12 protein-coding genes and 1 pseudogene are annotated in these 15,895 nt (G+C 39.0%); 12 read left to right on the plus strand and 1 reads right to left on the minus strand.

Annotation, left to right across the window (positions count from 1 at the left end; translation table 11 throughout):
- Positions 1–445 precede the first annotated feature (445 nt).
- The 12 genes and pseudogenes from F6K22_RS10300 (at position 446) to F6K22_RS10360 (ending at position 14,488) form a co-directional block, all read left to right on the plus strand.
- Positions 446–721, plus strand: a complete 276-nt coding sequence (locus F6K22_RS10300) for a cysteine hydrolase family protein (protein ID WP_293096738.1) — start codon at positions 446–448, stop codon at positions 719–721.
- Positions 722–735: 14 nt separating this feature from the next.
- Entirely contained in the window at positions 736–975 is a 240-nt protein-coding gene (locus F6K22_RS10305; protein ID WP_293096740.1) for a hypothetical protein, read from the plus strand.
- Positions 968–1,303: a type II toxin-antitoxin system VapC family toxin gene (locus tag F6K22_RS10310; protein ID WP_293096742.1), complete on the plus strand. Its 336-nt coding sequence runs from the start codon at positions 968–970 to the stop codon at positions 1,301–1,303. The genes F6K22_RS10305 and F6K22_RS10310 overlap by 8 nt, the downstream gene beginning before the upstream one ends.
- 396 nt (positions 1,304–1,699) lie before the next feature.
- The gene (locus tag F6K22_RS10315; protein ID WP_375340149.1) at positions 1,700–1,960 is read left to right on the plus strand and encodes a DUF4058 family protein; all 261 of its coding nucleotides are present in this window, start codon (positions 1,700–1,702) and stop codon (positions 1,958–1,960) included.
- 215 nt (positions 1,961–2,175) lie between these two features.
- Positions 2,176–2,616 (plus strand): annotated as a pseudogene (locus F6K22_RS10320) (DUF4058 family protein); the annotation flags it as partial.
- Between the two features lie 2 nt (positions 2,617–2,618).
- Positions 2,619–3,371, plus strand: a complete 753-nt coding sequence (locus tag F6K22_RS10325; RefSeq protein ID WP_293096744.1) for an isochorismatase family protein — start codon at positions 2,619–2,621, stop codon at positions 3,369–3,371.
- A gap of 146 nt (positions 3,372–3,517) precedes the next feature.
- Positions 3,518–4,318: an SDR family NAD(P)-dependent oxidoreductase gene (locus F6K22_RS10330; protein ID WP_293096746.1), complete on the plus strand. Its 801-nt coding sequence runs from the start codon at positions 3,518–3,520 to the stop codon at positions 4,316–4,318.
- A 1,067-nt stretch (positions 4,319–5,385) separates the two neighbouring features.
- On the plus strand, positions 5,386–7,089 hold the full coding sequence (nadB, locus tag F6K22_RS10335) for an L-aspartate oxidase (RefSeq protein ID WP_293096749.1): 1,704 nt from the start codon (positions 5,386–5,388) through the stop codon (positions 7,087–7,089).
- Positions 7,090–8,055: 966 nt separating this feature from the next.
- Positions 8,056–9,204 carry a chlorophyll a/b binding light-harvesting protein gene (locus tag F6K22_RS10340; protein WP_293096751.1) on the plus strand — a complete coding sequence of 383 codons (1,149 nt, stop codon included), beginning with the start codon at positions 8,056–8,058 and terminating at the stop codon, positions 9,202–9,204.
- 382 nt (positions 9,205–9,586) lie between these two features.
- Positions 9,587–10,615: a chlorophyll a/b binding light-harvesting protein gene (locus F6K22_RS10345; RefSeq protein WP_293096754.1), complete on the plus strand. Its 1,029-nt coding sequence runs from the start codon at positions 9,587–9,589 to the stop codon at positions 10,613–10,615.
- Between the two features lie 209 nt (positions 10,616–10,824).
- The gene (locus tag F6K22_RS10350; RefSeq protein WP_363273261.1) at positions 10,825–12,390 is read left to right on the plus strand and encodes a chlorophyll a/b binding light-harvesting protein; all 1,566 of its coding nucleotides are present in this window, start codon (positions 10,825–10,827) and stop codon (positions 12,388–12,390) included.
- A gap of 1,384 nt (positions 12,391–13,774) precedes the next feature.
- Positions 13,775–14,488, plus strand: coding sequence for a phycobilisome rod-core linker polypeptide (locus tag F6K22_RS10360; protein ID WP_293096757.1), 714 nt, complete (start codon positions 13,775–13,777; stop codon positions 14,486–14,488).
- A 752-nt stretch (positions 14,489–15,240) separates the two neighbouring features.
- Here the strand turns inward: F6K22_RS10360 and F6K22_RS10365 are convergent.
- Positions 15,241–15,483, minus strand: a complete 243-nt coding sequence (locus tag F6K22_RS10365; RefSeq protein ID WP_363273264.1) for an FAD-binding protein — start codon at positions 15,481–15,483, stop codon at positions 15,241–15,243.
- Between the last annotated feature and the right edge of the window lie 412 nt (positions 15,484–15,895).

A 15,895-nucleotide genomic window follows, 5' to 3' on the forward strand; every position in this document is an offset into this window, starting at 1 on the left:
TAGTTCTATATCTGGATAACGATTAGTATTGCGACGCTCTGGGGACTTGTAGTAAGATAACGAAAAAGGTTCGTGAAAGACGAGAAAATCACCTCTTTTGCACATCATATTTTCAAAAGCAGTGGAGGTGGAGCGAAACGTTGTCCATAAAGCTAATACTTTTCTCATGTTTTTTCTCTTTGTTGATAATTTTATATTGTAACTGCTCACCGCAATAAAACTGTTATGTTAATAAGTCGCAAATTACTTGTATTTAGAACCAGTTACTATTAAATTATCCATATATTAGAGCTGATTTATAAAGTAAATATTAAGAGGCTGAATTTCTCGCTATAGTTAGGTTTGGCGAGTTATTATCCTGTCGTTGCTAAATTCCTCAAAGCTAGGTGATGTAAGACTTTTAACTAAGTTAATAAATCAGCTCTTAAACAACCTAAAAAGAACGATGATAACTACCCTAACTACTCCCAATTCCATATTAGCAGCAATTGAAGCTGCTTTACCTATCGATCCACAACCCTATACTGTAGGAAACCGCCCCACCGGATTAGTTGTAGTAGATGTACTTAATGGTTTTTGCACAGTTGGTTTTGGCCCATTAGCACCCCAAGAGCCTGACGAACAAATTGCTACAATGGTCTCAGAAAGCGATCGCCTAGCTCGAACTTTTAAGGAAGAAGTTATTGTTTTTCTCCTGTTCCCTTTTGCCTACCTCCACTAATTGTTAAATTAATTTTGTCCAGGTATATAGTCAAGGTAGGTTTACATCAGGTAAAAAAAATCAAGGTAGAGACAAATCGTGGCAGCAATCGAATCCAGATTATTTCTGAGGAAAAATTACCTGATACTCCAAAAGAAAATGCTTGGGATATTTTGGAGAGTTTAGCAGGTACTTTTGAAGCACCGGAAGATTGGTCAATACAACATGACTATTATTTATATGCCACTCCTAAACACAATTTAAGCAATGAGTAAAGATAGGTTGTTTTTAGATACTGTTTTTATTCAAGCAATACTTAATCCCCGCAATGAATATTATTCCCAAGCCAGAAAAGTATTATCTCGTGTTATAAGTGCGAATGAAGTTTGGTTGACTGAAGCAATTTTGATGGAAGTAGGAAATGCTTTAAGTTTTTTGAATCACGCTCAAGTAGCAGGGTTTATTAAACAATGTTATCAAACAAATAATATCCAAGTAGTTAATGTGACTTCAGAACTTTTTCAGCAAGGTTTAAATCTCTATGAATCTCGTTTGGATAAATCCTGGGGATTGGTAGATTGTATTTCGTTCGTTGTAATATAAAAGGAGAGTTTAATTAATGCTGTGACTGCCGATCGCCATTTCATTCAAGCTGGTTTTCGCGCTTTACTACTAAAAGTATAATGAACACTATTAACATTTCCAGCACCTTCAAAGTTATTTTTGTTGAATTTTTTTATACAATTGGTGTAAAATACTTTTATGACTAAACTTTGCAGTTAAGTATAAATCACAGAATAATTAAGGTTTAAAGCCTCTCCTTTAAAGGGTAAATAAGAAAAAAAATTCCTTTGATTCAATCCTCTTCTTTTCAAGGAGATGTATTTGTTAATTATTAATTATTAATTGTTGAAAATGCCCTCACCCTTCCCTGGAATGAATCCCTATTTATAAATTTCAGCTTATTGGTCAAGTGTACATCATTGGCTAATTACGGAAATTGCTCGTTTATTAAACCAACAGTTAGCTCCTAAATATGTAGTTGCGGTGGAAGTGCGAATCTATGAAACCAGTGGAGAAAAGTCTACACTTATTGGTATTCCTGATAATATAATTGCTAAAAGTTCTGAAAATACTATCAAATCTCCTGAGTATAATGTAACTGTTGCAGTGCCTTCTACCCAACCTTTAACCATAGAACTTGCTCTTACAGAAACGATTAAACAAGGATATCTAGAAGTTAGGAGAGTTGTTCATTAATGGATAATGAATAATGGATAATGGATAATTACAAGAAGGTTGAAACCGTTACGGAATTGAATACAAGGAAATACTGTTTCTTCTCAAGGGGAGATTAGATATGGCTAGGTTTCCTCAGCATCTCTCGACCGCTTTTTTCCCCTATGGGGGGAGGCAGAGTAAGCTGAATTATTTAATTAATAATTATTAATTATTAATAATTCGCTAAGGGAGAAGTTGTTACGGCTATTGGAATTCTTTCCCCTATCAATAAAAATGCAGGAGAAGGTCGGATAAAATACGAAAAAAAACGTCAGCATATTTTAAGTAGCTACACAAATTTTGTAGAAATAGATTTGCTACGTCAAGGTAATTCAATGATTACTTTAAATCAAAATATAAAACGTGACTATTGCATTTTAGTTAGTCCTAGTAATCAACGTCCTCAAGCATATCTCTATGCTTTTAACATTCAAGATATGATTCCTGTTTTTACTTTGCCTCTACTTCCAGAAGATTCAGAAATTACTCTAGATTTACAAAGTATTTTACACCAAGTTTATGACCAGGGACGCTATGATTTAATAATTGACTACCAACAAAAAATTATTCCTGCTTTATCAAAAAATGATTCAATTTGGGCTGAAAATATCTTGAAAAAACAAGGATTAAGATAAATATGACAACAACTCTAGCTACTCCTGATACTGCCTTAGCAACTGTTCAAGCTGCTTTACCCGTTGACCCACAACCTTATGTCGTTGGCGATCGCCCCACCGGATTAGTTGTAGTAGATGTACTTAATGGTTTTTGCACAGTTGGCTTTGGGCCATTAGCTCCCCAAGAACCAGATGAACAAATTGCCACAATGGTCTCGGAAAGCGATCGCCTAGCCAGAACTTTTGTTGAACGAGGTTGGCCAGTTTTAGCCTTCCTAGATACCCACGAACCAGGGAAACCAGAACCTCCTTATCCCCCTCATTGCGAAAAGGGAACAGGAGAAGAAGAACTTGTTCCTGAACTGAAATGGTTACACGATAACCCCCTCGCAACATTAGTTCCCAAGGATTGTATTAATGGATTTATAGGTTCTATTGACGTTGATACCCAACGTAATGTATTGTTAAATTGGATAAATGAATACAAACTTGAAGCCATAGTTGTGGTAGGAATTTGTACTGATATCTGTGTGATGGATTTTGTTGTAACTATTCTGTCGGTTCGTAATCATGGTTTAGCACCAACTTTAAAAGATATAGCTGTATATGATAAAGGTTGTGCTACCTTTGATCTGACAGCAGAAATGGCAGCAGAACAGGGTTTACCTAAAACTGCTATTCATCCACAGAAAGTATCTCACCATGTAGGGTTATATACAATGGCCGAACGTGGTGCATTCATTGCTTCTACTATCAACCTAGAGGCTAATTAACTTTTAAATTGAAAATATTGAATTTTCTTACCTAAACTCAACTGCTGCTTTTTTTCAAGAAGGCAGCAGAATTAGAATTTCTGTTGAGAAAATCAGGATAACCTCCCTAAAAACAGCAACATACGAAAATAGAGGAAAAAAAATTTATGAACACTCGAATGGCAATAGTAACGGGTGCAAGTGGTGCTGTGGGAGCTTGCTATGTCAAACATTTTGTACAACAGAAAAATACAAAATGTGTAGCTCTTTCCAGAAGCAAGCTAGAAACCACTGAAGTGATTCAATTTAAAGTCGATCTTTTGGATGAGAAGGGGACAAGGGAAGCGATCGAACAATTAGATTTAAGTGAAGTTTCTGATTTAATCTTGGTGCATGGTGTAGGTAAATTCAAATATGAAGACCTAGAGTATCTACCCCACCTCAACTACAATCGGCACAAGGTAGATAATGAAGTATTATCATCAAATTACCATACTTTTGTGAATGTCGTCAACCCTTTAGTTAAAAAACTTAATCAAGAACATCAGGGTGGGCGGAAAATAACCCTCGCCCTTTGTGGTTTTGGTTCCATTAGTGATAAATACAAAATCCCGTTTTGGCGGTCTTATACTTATGCCAAAGATACTTTACGCAAATACATTAAAGACTTAGCTAAGTCTTCTGACTGGAAAGGATTAATTCGGGGACGTTTTATTAATGTTAGTACCACAGATACGGGTAATGAAAATAAGTTGCGTCCTAATGTAACAGTTGAAGAAAAACAATATTGGTTAAAACCCGAAAAAATTGTGGCTCAATCTATGCCAGTCATTGAAAGTTTACAACCTCTATGGCAAGAAATAGATGTTTATGAAATTTTGCCAGGATTTAATCCAGAAGAATATTACAATGACTATCAGACCATCAAAGGTAAATGGGAGCGTCAGATGGGGTTAATAAATGCTTGATGTAGACTTTTACTCATTGAAAGTCAGCAACCCATTAGGAAAAAATTTTAGTATTTGTGGGTGAAGTATTACCGAATAATTAAGGTATAAAGCCTCTCATGAGCAAGGAGAAACAAGAAAAAATTTTCATGATTAGTCAATCCTATCCGTTTTCAAGGAGAGGTAATAATTAATAATTATTAATTATTAATTGTTGAAGAGATTTCCATAAATTGATTTTAATAGACATCTCCAAATATTTAAAATCAACAATAAGAAAAGAGACGTTGAATTCAACGTCTCTTTTCTGTAAGATCAAATCTGTTAGTATCCCTGCGATCAAACCGCACAGAAACCGGGTTTGTATGAGAATATGTCGCTATTGTGGCGTATTTAATATAAACCCGGTTTCTAGACAGGTTTCTGGTATAAATTATATCAATCCAAAGCCAGCAGATTTGATCAAATATGAATTCCGCTTATATGGTTATCACAAACTACCTACACTTAACATAAACTTTCCATGGAATACCCCTAAATAATTCCCACGCTTCATACCTTCCTTTCTCCTGAATAGGTCTTCCTGACTCCTCAATCATAGGGTAATTACTCGGATTCTATATAACATACATTTTGTTTTAAGTATGGCCACAAGCATCCTTGGTTGAATTAAATTAGTAATGGCAATTTATTTGTACTCAACTACGATCAGGTATATAACTTAAATTTATCGAGACTATTATTTTAGAAAAGAAAAAAAGTATAAAATAAAGTAGCTAAAAAAGCAGAAATCAATTATAATATCTCTAATATTTAACTGTTGGGAGCAACATTTTTTTTATACCCCATCCTGAATTTGGATATGGGGGATATTGTCGTAATTATAGCGATAAATCATGCTATAGCAATTAAAACTCATCTATTAGTAGTCAATTTTCTTGTTTCCCTTATCTTGCCTTGCTTTCAAGGTGGGGTAATGTACTTAACTTTGACACAAACTGCTATGTCTGCTTGAATCATCTCTGACAGAGAGATTGCTCATCAAAATTGTACACCAAGTTATTCTATATCAAAACATACTTTTACGAATGCCAAGATTAAAATCTCCAAGTATTTCTCCCCACTTTGACGTAATAGTAGTAGGCTCAGGTGCAGCAGGACTTTATGCTGCCCTTTGTTTACCTACTCACCTCCGAGTCGCCTTAGTTACTAAAAATACCATAAACATGGGTTCAAGTAACTATGCTCAGGGAGGTATTGCTGCTGCTGTTGACCCATCGGATAATCCATTTTTACACCTAGAAGATACCCTTAAAGCTGGTGTGGGTTTGTGTGACCAAGAAGCAGTAAAATTTATGGTGGAGAATGCTCCAGAGGCGATCGCCCATTTAGTAGAAATGGGAGTTGCCTTCGACCGCAAAGGAGAAAAACTGGCAATGACTTTAGAAGCTGCTCACTCCCACCCCCGCGTACTTCATTCCGCAGATACCACAGGTCGAGCTATTATCGATACACTCATAGCTAAAGTTCTGGAACGTCCAAACATTCAGGTTATTTCCCACGCAGTAGCGTTAAATTTATGGCTAACTCCACAAAAAAAACACGTGCAAGGAATTAGTCTTCTCCATAAAAGTAAAATCCAGTGGTTAAAATCTTCTGTAGTTGTTCTCGCAACAGGTGGAGGCGGTCAAATATTTTCCCAAACTACTAACCCAGAAGTCAGCACTGGCGATGGAGTTGCAATAGCTTGGCGTGCAGGAGCGGTTTTAAGAGACTTAGAATTTTTCCAATTTCATCCTACTGCTTTAACTAAACCGGGAGCGCCTCATTTTTTGATTAGCGAAGCAGTGAGAGGAGAGGGAGCGCATCTAGTTGATGAAAAATGCTACCGTTTTGCCTTTGACTATCATCCTGCTGGAGAGTTAGCTCCCAGGGATGTTGTCAGTCGAGCTATTTTCCATCACTTGCACAAAACCTCTAGCGATCCCACTCATGCTCATGTATATTTAGATTTGCGACCAATTGACCGAGACCGTATTCGCTATCGTTTTCCCAATATTATCAATGTCTGTCAACAATGGGGTATTGATGTTTTTCAAGAACCTATTCCAGTTTCTCCTGCTGCTCATTATTGGATGGGGGGAGTTGCTTGCGACTTAATGAGTCAAACTTCTATTCGTGGACTTTATGCTATTGGAGAAACAGCAAGTACAGGGGTTCACGGAGCAAACCGTTTAGCTAGTAATTCTTTGTTAGAATGTTTAGTATTTGCTGCTCAACTATCTCGCATTGAAATTGAGCCAAATTTGGTTGCACCAGATTCTGATATCTCTCAGGTAAACTCTGACTGGAATAGGGAAATGGAACAGATAGAAACGATCCGGCAAATGTTACCGAGTTTAATGTGGGAAAGTGCAGGAATTTCTCGTCAAGAAGAGTTATTAAATCAGGCACTATATCAAGTTAATCGCTGGCGAGATAGTTTGGCAAGTTTAGATATAGTTAAATTTTTAGCTAATCTCTTGCCTAATGAGATGATAGAATTAAATTCTACAAATGCTGAACAGCAATTGCGGATAACAGCAGAAACACTTAATCTTTTGGATCTAGGTTATTTAATTCTCAAAAGTGGTATATCCCGCGCTGAAAGTAGAGGCGGACATTATCGTAGTGATTATCCAAAAACTTCTGATGATTGGAATGTTCATACTTTAGTGCAGGGCGATCGCTTGTGGAAGTCACCAACCAAGATTAAACCTGAACGCTTGAAAATCAAAAGTATAGGTAGTTGAAGTTTCAACAATTAATAATTAGGCGTTGGTGAATGATTGTATGATTTTTAGTACGGGCGATTCGCGAATCGCTCGTACAGTAGTCAGTAGTTAAAAGAGCTTTTTTTCTTACTATTAATCTTACTTCGATACGAATTTCATACCTTATTTCACCAATACCAATAATTAATAATTACCTATTTTTATAAACAAGAGGATTTTGCTCAAAGGAATTTTTTCTTCTCAAGGGGAGATTGGATATGGAGTTAGCCGAAACGACCACTTTTTATCCATGAATGGAGAGACTTTATAGCTTGAATTTTTCGGTAAATATTTGATAAGTTTGCCTAAATTTGGGTAGTGATTAAGAGCAGTAATACTTTGAGACTTTCAAATGTTCATGGATGGCATTGATTGCATTTTTGCTATCCTCCACTGTATGCGCGATCTTTGTTTGCTTTGAATGCTGCAAGTGAAAGAAGCAAATTTGTAAGCATGGAGCAATTGATTTTAGTGTTTCTTGTGGATTATGCGAACTGAAAAGCTGACTACCAATTGCCTAACCACTACTTTTGATTACTGATTTCTATATCAGAAATTAATCTTATAGCGCTACGCGCTAGGGAATAGGGAATAGGGAATAGGGAATAGGGAATAGTAGACTAATAAAGGGTTTTAGGATTTAGAAATGTCCTAACCTTAATGCGTAGCACTATAGTTATAGAATTGTACCTTACTCATACTTCTTAATAAAAATTTACATCCCACTTATTGATAAAACTTCTTATTTATGTTCAAATAAACTTATTGATAATACAACTCAAATAGTAGTTCTATTTTTGCTGTATCCTAAAACAAAAAACAGGTTAAGGTAAAAGGAATCTGATTTTAATTTTTGATTATCTTATTAGGATGTTTTTCTAATTATTTAGGACTACTATTGAGCCTTCTTAAGCTGATATCCGTCAGATTGAGGATAGAATTTCTATGCAAACATTAGACAATGAAGACAGCAGGACTGTTGAAACACCTGAATCTACAAGTAACAGCAGAGGAATTTTCTGGATACCTGCATGGCGATCGCTAGGCTGGTCTTTTGAGGCCACTGAAGAGGAAGGCGCACCCCTGCTAGGAGGCAATATCCGGTTCAAAGACCTATCTGGGCAATTACTGGGTGCCCATGTAGCCCATGCTGGCTTGATTATGCTATGGGCAGGTGCAATGACTCTATTCGAGTTATCCTACTTTGACCCCAGCTTACCAATGTACGAGCAGAAGCTAATTTTACTGCCCCATCTGGCAACATTAGGTATTGGTATCGAAGCAGGTGGGCAGGCGATCGACACCTATCCATACTACGTTATCGGTATGCTGCATCTAATTAGCTCTGCTGTTTTGGGGGCAGGAGGTATCTATCATGCCGTTTTAGGGCCAAAACAGCTTGATCCAAAAGGCTTTGGCTACGACTGGGAAGACGGCAATAAGATGACAACAATTCTTGGTATTCATCTAGTGCTGTTAGGACTGGGAGCAGCATTACTGGTGATTAAAGCAACAGCTTTAGGTGGTATTTATGACCCACTAATAGAAAAGGTGCGACTGGTACAGCCAAACCTAGATCCTGCAAGAATTTTCGGCTATCTGTTTGGTTTTAGCCCTAATGGCTGGACGATTACTGGTATGGCTGCCGTAGATAATCTCGAAGATGTCATCGGTGGTCATGTCTGGGTGAGCCTACTTTGCATCGTTGGCGGTCTGTTTCACATTGTTTCCAAGCCTACGGGTTGGGCAAAAAAGATACTAATCTGGTCAGGAGAGGCTTATTTGTCTTACAGTTTGGGGGCACTGGCGATCGCTGGCTTCAGCGTGGCTGTCTTCGTCTCCACCAACGAGATTGTATATCCTAGCGTATTTTACGGCCCTATTGGGGGTGACAATGTGCGGGTTAGTCTCGCTAGCGTTCATGCTGGGTTAGGTTTTCTGGCGTTAGTAGGACACTTATGGCACGCCAACCGATCGCGTGCTGCTACCCGTGGCATATCTTATGGAACCTTCTTTAACTTTATAGCACTGCGTGCTCAGATACTTACAAGTTCTAGCTCAAGGTCTAGTCTAGAAAAGGTCTACGAAAAATAATGTCTAAATATGCCAGAGCGCTATGCGCAAGGCAAAAGTCAAAAGGCAAAAGTCAAAAATAATCTATGACTCATTTTGAGAATTTAGAAATGTCCGCGCCCTTTGCTTCAATTGCTATATATCCCTAAGAATGTCACACCTATTAGACCTTTATGAGCAGAAAGTATAGGGCTATGTGCAAGTTAAAAGTTATAGCAGTTGCCAGGGTGGTTAACAGATTCTCGCTCCTCTCAAATTTAGTTCGTGCTGCGCAATGAATATTTGCCCCTACTGACTTCTGCTATAGCTACTTAGTGTAGCCTAGTTTCAGCTGTTCCATAAGTCCTAACCTTTGTAGTTAAACCTATAAGTTTGATCGTATTTAACAAGGAGAACAATTGCGATGACTACCGCTACTAATGATAATGTGCAAATTCCTTGGCGAGCGGGTAATGCTCGGCTTGTAAACCTATCGGGGAAGTTATTGGGCGCTCATGTAGCCCATGCTGGCTTGATTGTACTTTGGGCTGGTGCTATTACTTTATTTGAAGTAGGAAATTTTGACCCCTCTTTACCAATGTATGAACAAGGATTAATTGTGCTACCAAATCTAGCTCGTTTAGGATTTGGAGTTGGTGAAGGTGGTGTAATTGATACCTATCCCTACTTTGTAATAGGGGTACTGCATTTAATTAGTTCAGCCTTTTTAGGAGCAGGAGGTATCTTCCACGCCCTGAGAGGTCCATCCAAGCTAGAAGACAAATTTTCCTTCTTTGGTTACAGTTGGGATAACCCAGGCAAAATGACGACTATCTTAGGTATCCATTTAGTATTGTTGGGAATAGGTGCTTTCTTGCTTGTGGGGAAAGCGATGGCGTTCGGCGGATTATACGATCCAGCGATTCAGAATGTACGGATAATATCGAATCCTACTCTGAATCCCACAACCATTTTCGGCTATTTGTTTGGTACCGAAGGGCGTTTTTGGCTAGCTGGTGTCAACTCTTTAGAAGATGTAGTAGGCGGTCATATTTGGATTGGTGCTATCTGCATTTTGGGTGGTCTCTGGCATATGAAAACCGCACCTTTGGGTTGGGCTAAGGGCTTATTTGTATGGTCAGGAGAAGCCTATCTATCTTATAGCATTGGCGCGGTAAGCTTAATGGCATTTGTAGCCACACTGTTTGTGTCTGTTAATTCTCTAGTATTTCCTACAGAATTTTTCGGACCAACTTTGACACTGGTGTTCGATCGCTTTCCCGTGTTTGTTAGTTCTGATGGAGTCTTAACTGCAAGAGTCTGGTTAGCCAATGCTCACTTCTGGTTAGGCTTTTTCTTCCTACAAGGACATATATTCCACGCCTTACGGGCAGCAGGCTATAGTTTCACTGAAGGCAGAGTAATCACTTCTACAAGAGGTCAGGTAAGTTAGTTATGACCAAAAAATAAGGTCTCAAGCTTCCCCTTTCAAGGAGATAAAAAGCGGAACTTCCCGTAGGGTGAGATGGCGAGTAGACCTCGTCATATCCAATAGACCAAGAGAAAATTCAATTCAGTATTTTAAGCCTCTGGCTTTCCTACGGAATGCTGCGCAAACAAGCAGAGGAACTGATAACTGATAACTGATAACTGATAACTGAAATGACTGTAACTAAATCAAATCCATTAAGGTTTTTAGGCTTTTCAACAGATAATAATGTTGATGTTACGAACTATGTTGGTGATTCCCAAGAACCCTATTCCTGGTGGGCAGGTAATTTTCGCTTTGTTGACCTATCTGGAAAGTTATTAGGAGCGCACATTGCTCATGCTGGCTTGATTGTACTTTGGGCGGGTGCTATGACTCTGTTTGAGTTATCTAGATTCGACCCTAGTTTACCTATCTACGACCAAGGGCTGATTTTGCTGCCCCACATGGCTGCTCTGGGTTTAGGAGTTGGCGCAAATGGGGAAATTATTGACACCTATCCTTTCTTTACCATTGGTGTTATCCATCTAGTTAGTTCGGCAATTTTAGGAGCAGGTGGAATTTACCATGCCGTACTTGGACCTGACAAACTGGATGAAAAAGGATTTGGCTATCAGTGGAATGATGGTAACAAAATGACTACTATCCTTGGTATTCATCTAGTACTACTGGGGATTGGAGCATTGATGTTAGTAGTCAAGGCTGTGTATGCTGGTGGTTTGTACGATCCGGCGATCGCCAATGTACGAGTGATTAGTGAACCAACTTTCAACCCCCAGAGAATCTTCGGCTATCTGGTAGGCATCACTCCTGATGGCTGGACATTAAAGGGTATGGCTGCTGTTAACTCTCTAGAAGATGTGGTGGGCGGTCATATATGGATTGGAGCAATCTGCATTTTGGGCGGTCTCTGGCATATTAATACTGCTCCTACTAAATGGGCTAAAGGGTTGTTTGTTTGGTCGGGAGAGGCTTATCTTGCCTATAGTCAGGCAGCTTTAGCTTACATGGGCTTTTTTGCAGCCTACTTTGTCTGGGTAAATGATACAGTTTATCCCTCAGCATTTTATGGTCCCGTGGGCGTGACTAACGTTGATGGAACTATTACTCCTCGGACGTGGTTGATGTTGTTCCAACTCATTTTTGCCTGTCTGCTACTAGCCGGTCACTTTTGGCATGGTCTCAGAGCAAGAGCGATCGCCAGTGGATTTGTTTTCAGCAATATGAAGTTCAATCCCGGTGCCCTCTATGGAGACACTCAATTCAATAACGAATCTCTAGTCACAGGTATTGTACAGCCGTTCCAAAACGACCCCCAGTTGGGCAACCTGGCAACTCCAATTAACTCCAGTCAGCTAACTCTAACTTGGGTGAGAAACTTGCCTATTTATCGCAAAGGTTTATCTCCCATCGCACGGGGGCTGGAAATTGGCATGGCTCATGGATACCTGTTATTAGGGCCGTTCCTTAAACTGGGACCTTTGCGCGACACCGACCAAGCTCTTTTAGCTGGAGCTAGCAGTGCATCTGGGTTAGTAGTAATTTTAAGTATCTGTCTGTTCGTTTATGGGATAGCAGTGTTTCAAAGTTCAGGTAAGCCAGTGGGTGTTTTGCCGGAAAACCTGCAAACTTATCGGGATTGGAGTCTGTTTACTTCTGGTTTCCTGATTGGTGGAATAGGCGGTGTAATTTTTGCTTGCTTTATTCTATTGGAAATTGGGCGAACAGGAATTGTTTGAACATATTGGTAGGGATTTGGTGAGCAAACCCTCACGAAGTATCAATTGTACCGACTTGTAAATTTTTCGACTTACTTACCAGCATTTGATATTAGAAGTCATATGAAATTCGTTGATTTCGGAGTAGTATAGAACCCATTTGGTGTCTCCAGAAAAGAGGGAGTAGGGAGTAAGGGGAAAGAATAGATGATTTCTGCGTATGGGATTGATTTAATTTTTTATTGTTGGAGATATTAAATGGCTGGTGTCAAAAAATTCTAACTATTGTCCAACAGATGAATAAAACTTCAATCAAGAGAAACAAAGCCCTCGCTCTCGCGGAACAGATGTTCTATCCCTACTTTGTCAAAAAATAAATTTCCACTACTGTCTACTCTCTCCATACCCCCTTACTAGAGATATTAAATGGCTGGTGTCAAAAAATTCTAACTATTGTCCAACAGATGAATAAAACTTCAATCAAGAGAAACAAAGCCCTCGCTCTCGCGGAACAGATGTTCTATCCCTACTTTGTCAAAAAATAAATTTCCACTACTGTCTACTCTCTCCATACCTCCTTTCTGGAGATATTAAATGGCTGGTGTCAAAAAATTCTAACTATTGTCCAACAGATGAATAAAACTTCAATCAAGAGAAACAAAGCCCTCGCTCTCGCGAAACAGATGTTCTATCCCTACTTTGTCAAAAAATAAATTTCCACTACTGTCTACTCCCTCCATACCCCCTTACTAGAGATATTAAATGGCTGGTGTCAAAAAATTCTAACTATTGTCCAACAGATGAATAAAACTTCAATCAAGAGAAACAAAGCCCTCGCTCTCGCGGAACAGATGTTCTATCCCTACTTTGTCAAAAAATAAATTTCCACTACTGTCTACTCTCTCCATATCTCCTTTCTGGAGATATTAAATGGCTGGTGTCAAAAAATTCTAACTATTGTCCAACAGATGAATAAAACTTCAATCAAGAGAAACAGAGCCCTCGCTCTCGCGAAACAGATGTTCTATACTTTGTCAAAAAATAAATTTCCACTACTGTCTACTCTCTCCATATCTCCTTTCTGGAGATATTAAATGGCTGGTGTCAAAAAATTCTAACTATTGTCCAACAGATGAATAAAACTTCAATCAAGAGAAACAGAGCCCTCGCTCTCGCGAAACAGATGTTCTATACTTTGTCAAAAAATAAATTTCCACTACTGTCTACTCTCTCGGCTTATATAACTCCTTTGCTGGTCATACAATGGGTAGAATACCTATTCACCCCTACAATATCGCTTTAATAAACCTCGCCAATAATAAAAAAGAAAATTTAGTGTTTCAAGCCTCCCTATTGCATGAGGTACTAATAACTGACAACTGACAACTGACAACTGATAACTGAAATGACAATTCCTTTACTTTACTATCCACTATCTAGCCAAAATCATCGAGTTCAAGAATTTAATGTGCCAGGAGATGAATATCCCATACAGTACACTTTGGATAACCTACCCACTGGTACAGAGATGGATGAGATTATATGGGCAGCTTATCGGCAAATTTTCAACGAGCAACAAATTATTACAGCTCATCGACAGGTTTATCTAGAGTCTCAACTTCGCAATGGTCAGCTCGCGATTAAGGATTTCATTCGCGGTTTACTGCTTTCAGACTCATTCCGGCGACTGATTTATGATACTAACAGTAACTATCGTTGTGTCGAGCTTTGTATTCAAAGGGTTTTAGGACGCCCAGTCTATAACGATCGAGAGAAACTTGCCTGGTCTATAATATTGGCTACAAAAGGACTCCAGGGTTTTGTTGATGCCCTGTTAAAAAGCGAAGAATATGACAACAACTTTGGCTATAATTGTGTTCCCTACCAGCGTCACCGGATTTTGCCCCAGCGCACCCAAGGAGAGTTACCCTTTGCTCGGATGGCTCGTTACGACAGTAATTACCTGAAAGAGTTATATCGATCGGGGCAACTGCGGAAGTTTGGTCAAGGAGTGGTTGATGACAGTGCTAATGTTTATCGCAAAGCCCTCGTCTTTTTGTCAATTTTCTCTTTAGCTGTGTTATCCATTACTCTGATTTTAGTGTTTTCACCTAAGTAATATCAGGTCTGGTTGAATAGCGATCGTTAAAGCTCGTAGTAGGGCTAAAGCTCTAAGAGGATGTTTGAAAAGTATGAATTTTGATTTAGATCCCCCCTAGTCGCCCTTTTCAAGCTATCCCTTATAAGGAACTCCTGAAACCCTGTGGATGTGGGAGATGGGGAGATGGGGAGATGGGGAGATGGGGGGAGTTTAGCCTCTAATTAAATAGGTTTACTCTCCCGAAATGTCCATTGAATGGCAGTTACATAACTTCTCTTTTTTGTCAAGTTTTATGTTAAGAAAGATGTTTATAAAGCATAGCTTTTCAAGGGGGGAAATACAATAGAAAGTCCCCCTTATCAAGGGGGATTTAGGGGGATTAATGACTTCTCAAACAACCCTAAGATAGATATTGCTCAAGCCCTACTACAAACAAAAACTTTTTTATCACTTAATTATCCGGACATCATATCATATGAAATGAGCTTGCTTTGGAGTGTTATAAGAAACATAGACATCTAGGAAAAAACTGAGTTTTTTGGTTCGCTTGCGTAAGTCCTGCTAGTATAAATCTCGAAAACTCGATCGCTCTCTTCTGTCACTTTCACAGAGAGCTATTTTTTGCTATCTAGCTATCAAGTGTTGATTATAAACTACTCCAATGCTTTATATCAAATACGGTTAAACAACCTCACAATCAAGGGGACTTACTCCAATAATCTCCCTCAATCAGGGTATGCAATTGCCAATCAGCAGAAGTTTGAGAATAATCACCCGGTGGTTTCACCAGAATGGAGGATACGGGGGTGTGAGTGTGCTGCTTCTAGCTCTTGGGCAAGTTTCTGACCATGGCGGTCAAAAGTGACTCCCATCTCTAGAAGGGACTCTATCGCCCTAGGAGCAGGACAGGTTAAAAGTTTGACTGCTTCTGGTTCGCAAAGACCTGCACTAGCTTTGAGGGTATCTTCCCAATGTGACAGGGGTGTATCGGCAGGATCGATCGCTGCAGCAATGCCTCATACCCAGCTACTTGCTCCTGTTTTGCGATGATAAGACTCTTCGCCGTGCAACAATATTTGCTTTTCTGTTGGGTTCGTATTGAGTAGCTTGAAATAATTGTATTTCTCTTCACCGAATGTGGCATCAGCACTCCAAATAATCCCGTAATCAGGGAAGAATGCATAAATAAAATGGTATCCCCAAAACCTGGGATAATTCCCATCATAAATTTTGCAATACCCTTCCGCTTTTTGAGTACCATTATCCGTTTGGACTGTGCATCGAAGTTGTGGTTGATGGATAACAGTGCGCTGATTTTATTCAGCAGGAACACCCCTGGTGAATTGGGTGACAACTTCAAATTGAATTTCTAAATTTGCTTCTGGTAAACAAATCGTTCCGGTTTGATTGTTTCTTTTGATAGAA

The sequence above is a fragment of the Okeania sp. SIO2F4 genome, assembly GCF_010672385.1.
In the GTDB taxonomy this organism is placed as follows: domain Bacteria; phylum Cyanobacteriota; class Cyanobacteriia; order Cyanobacteriales; family Microcoleaceae; genus Trichodesmium.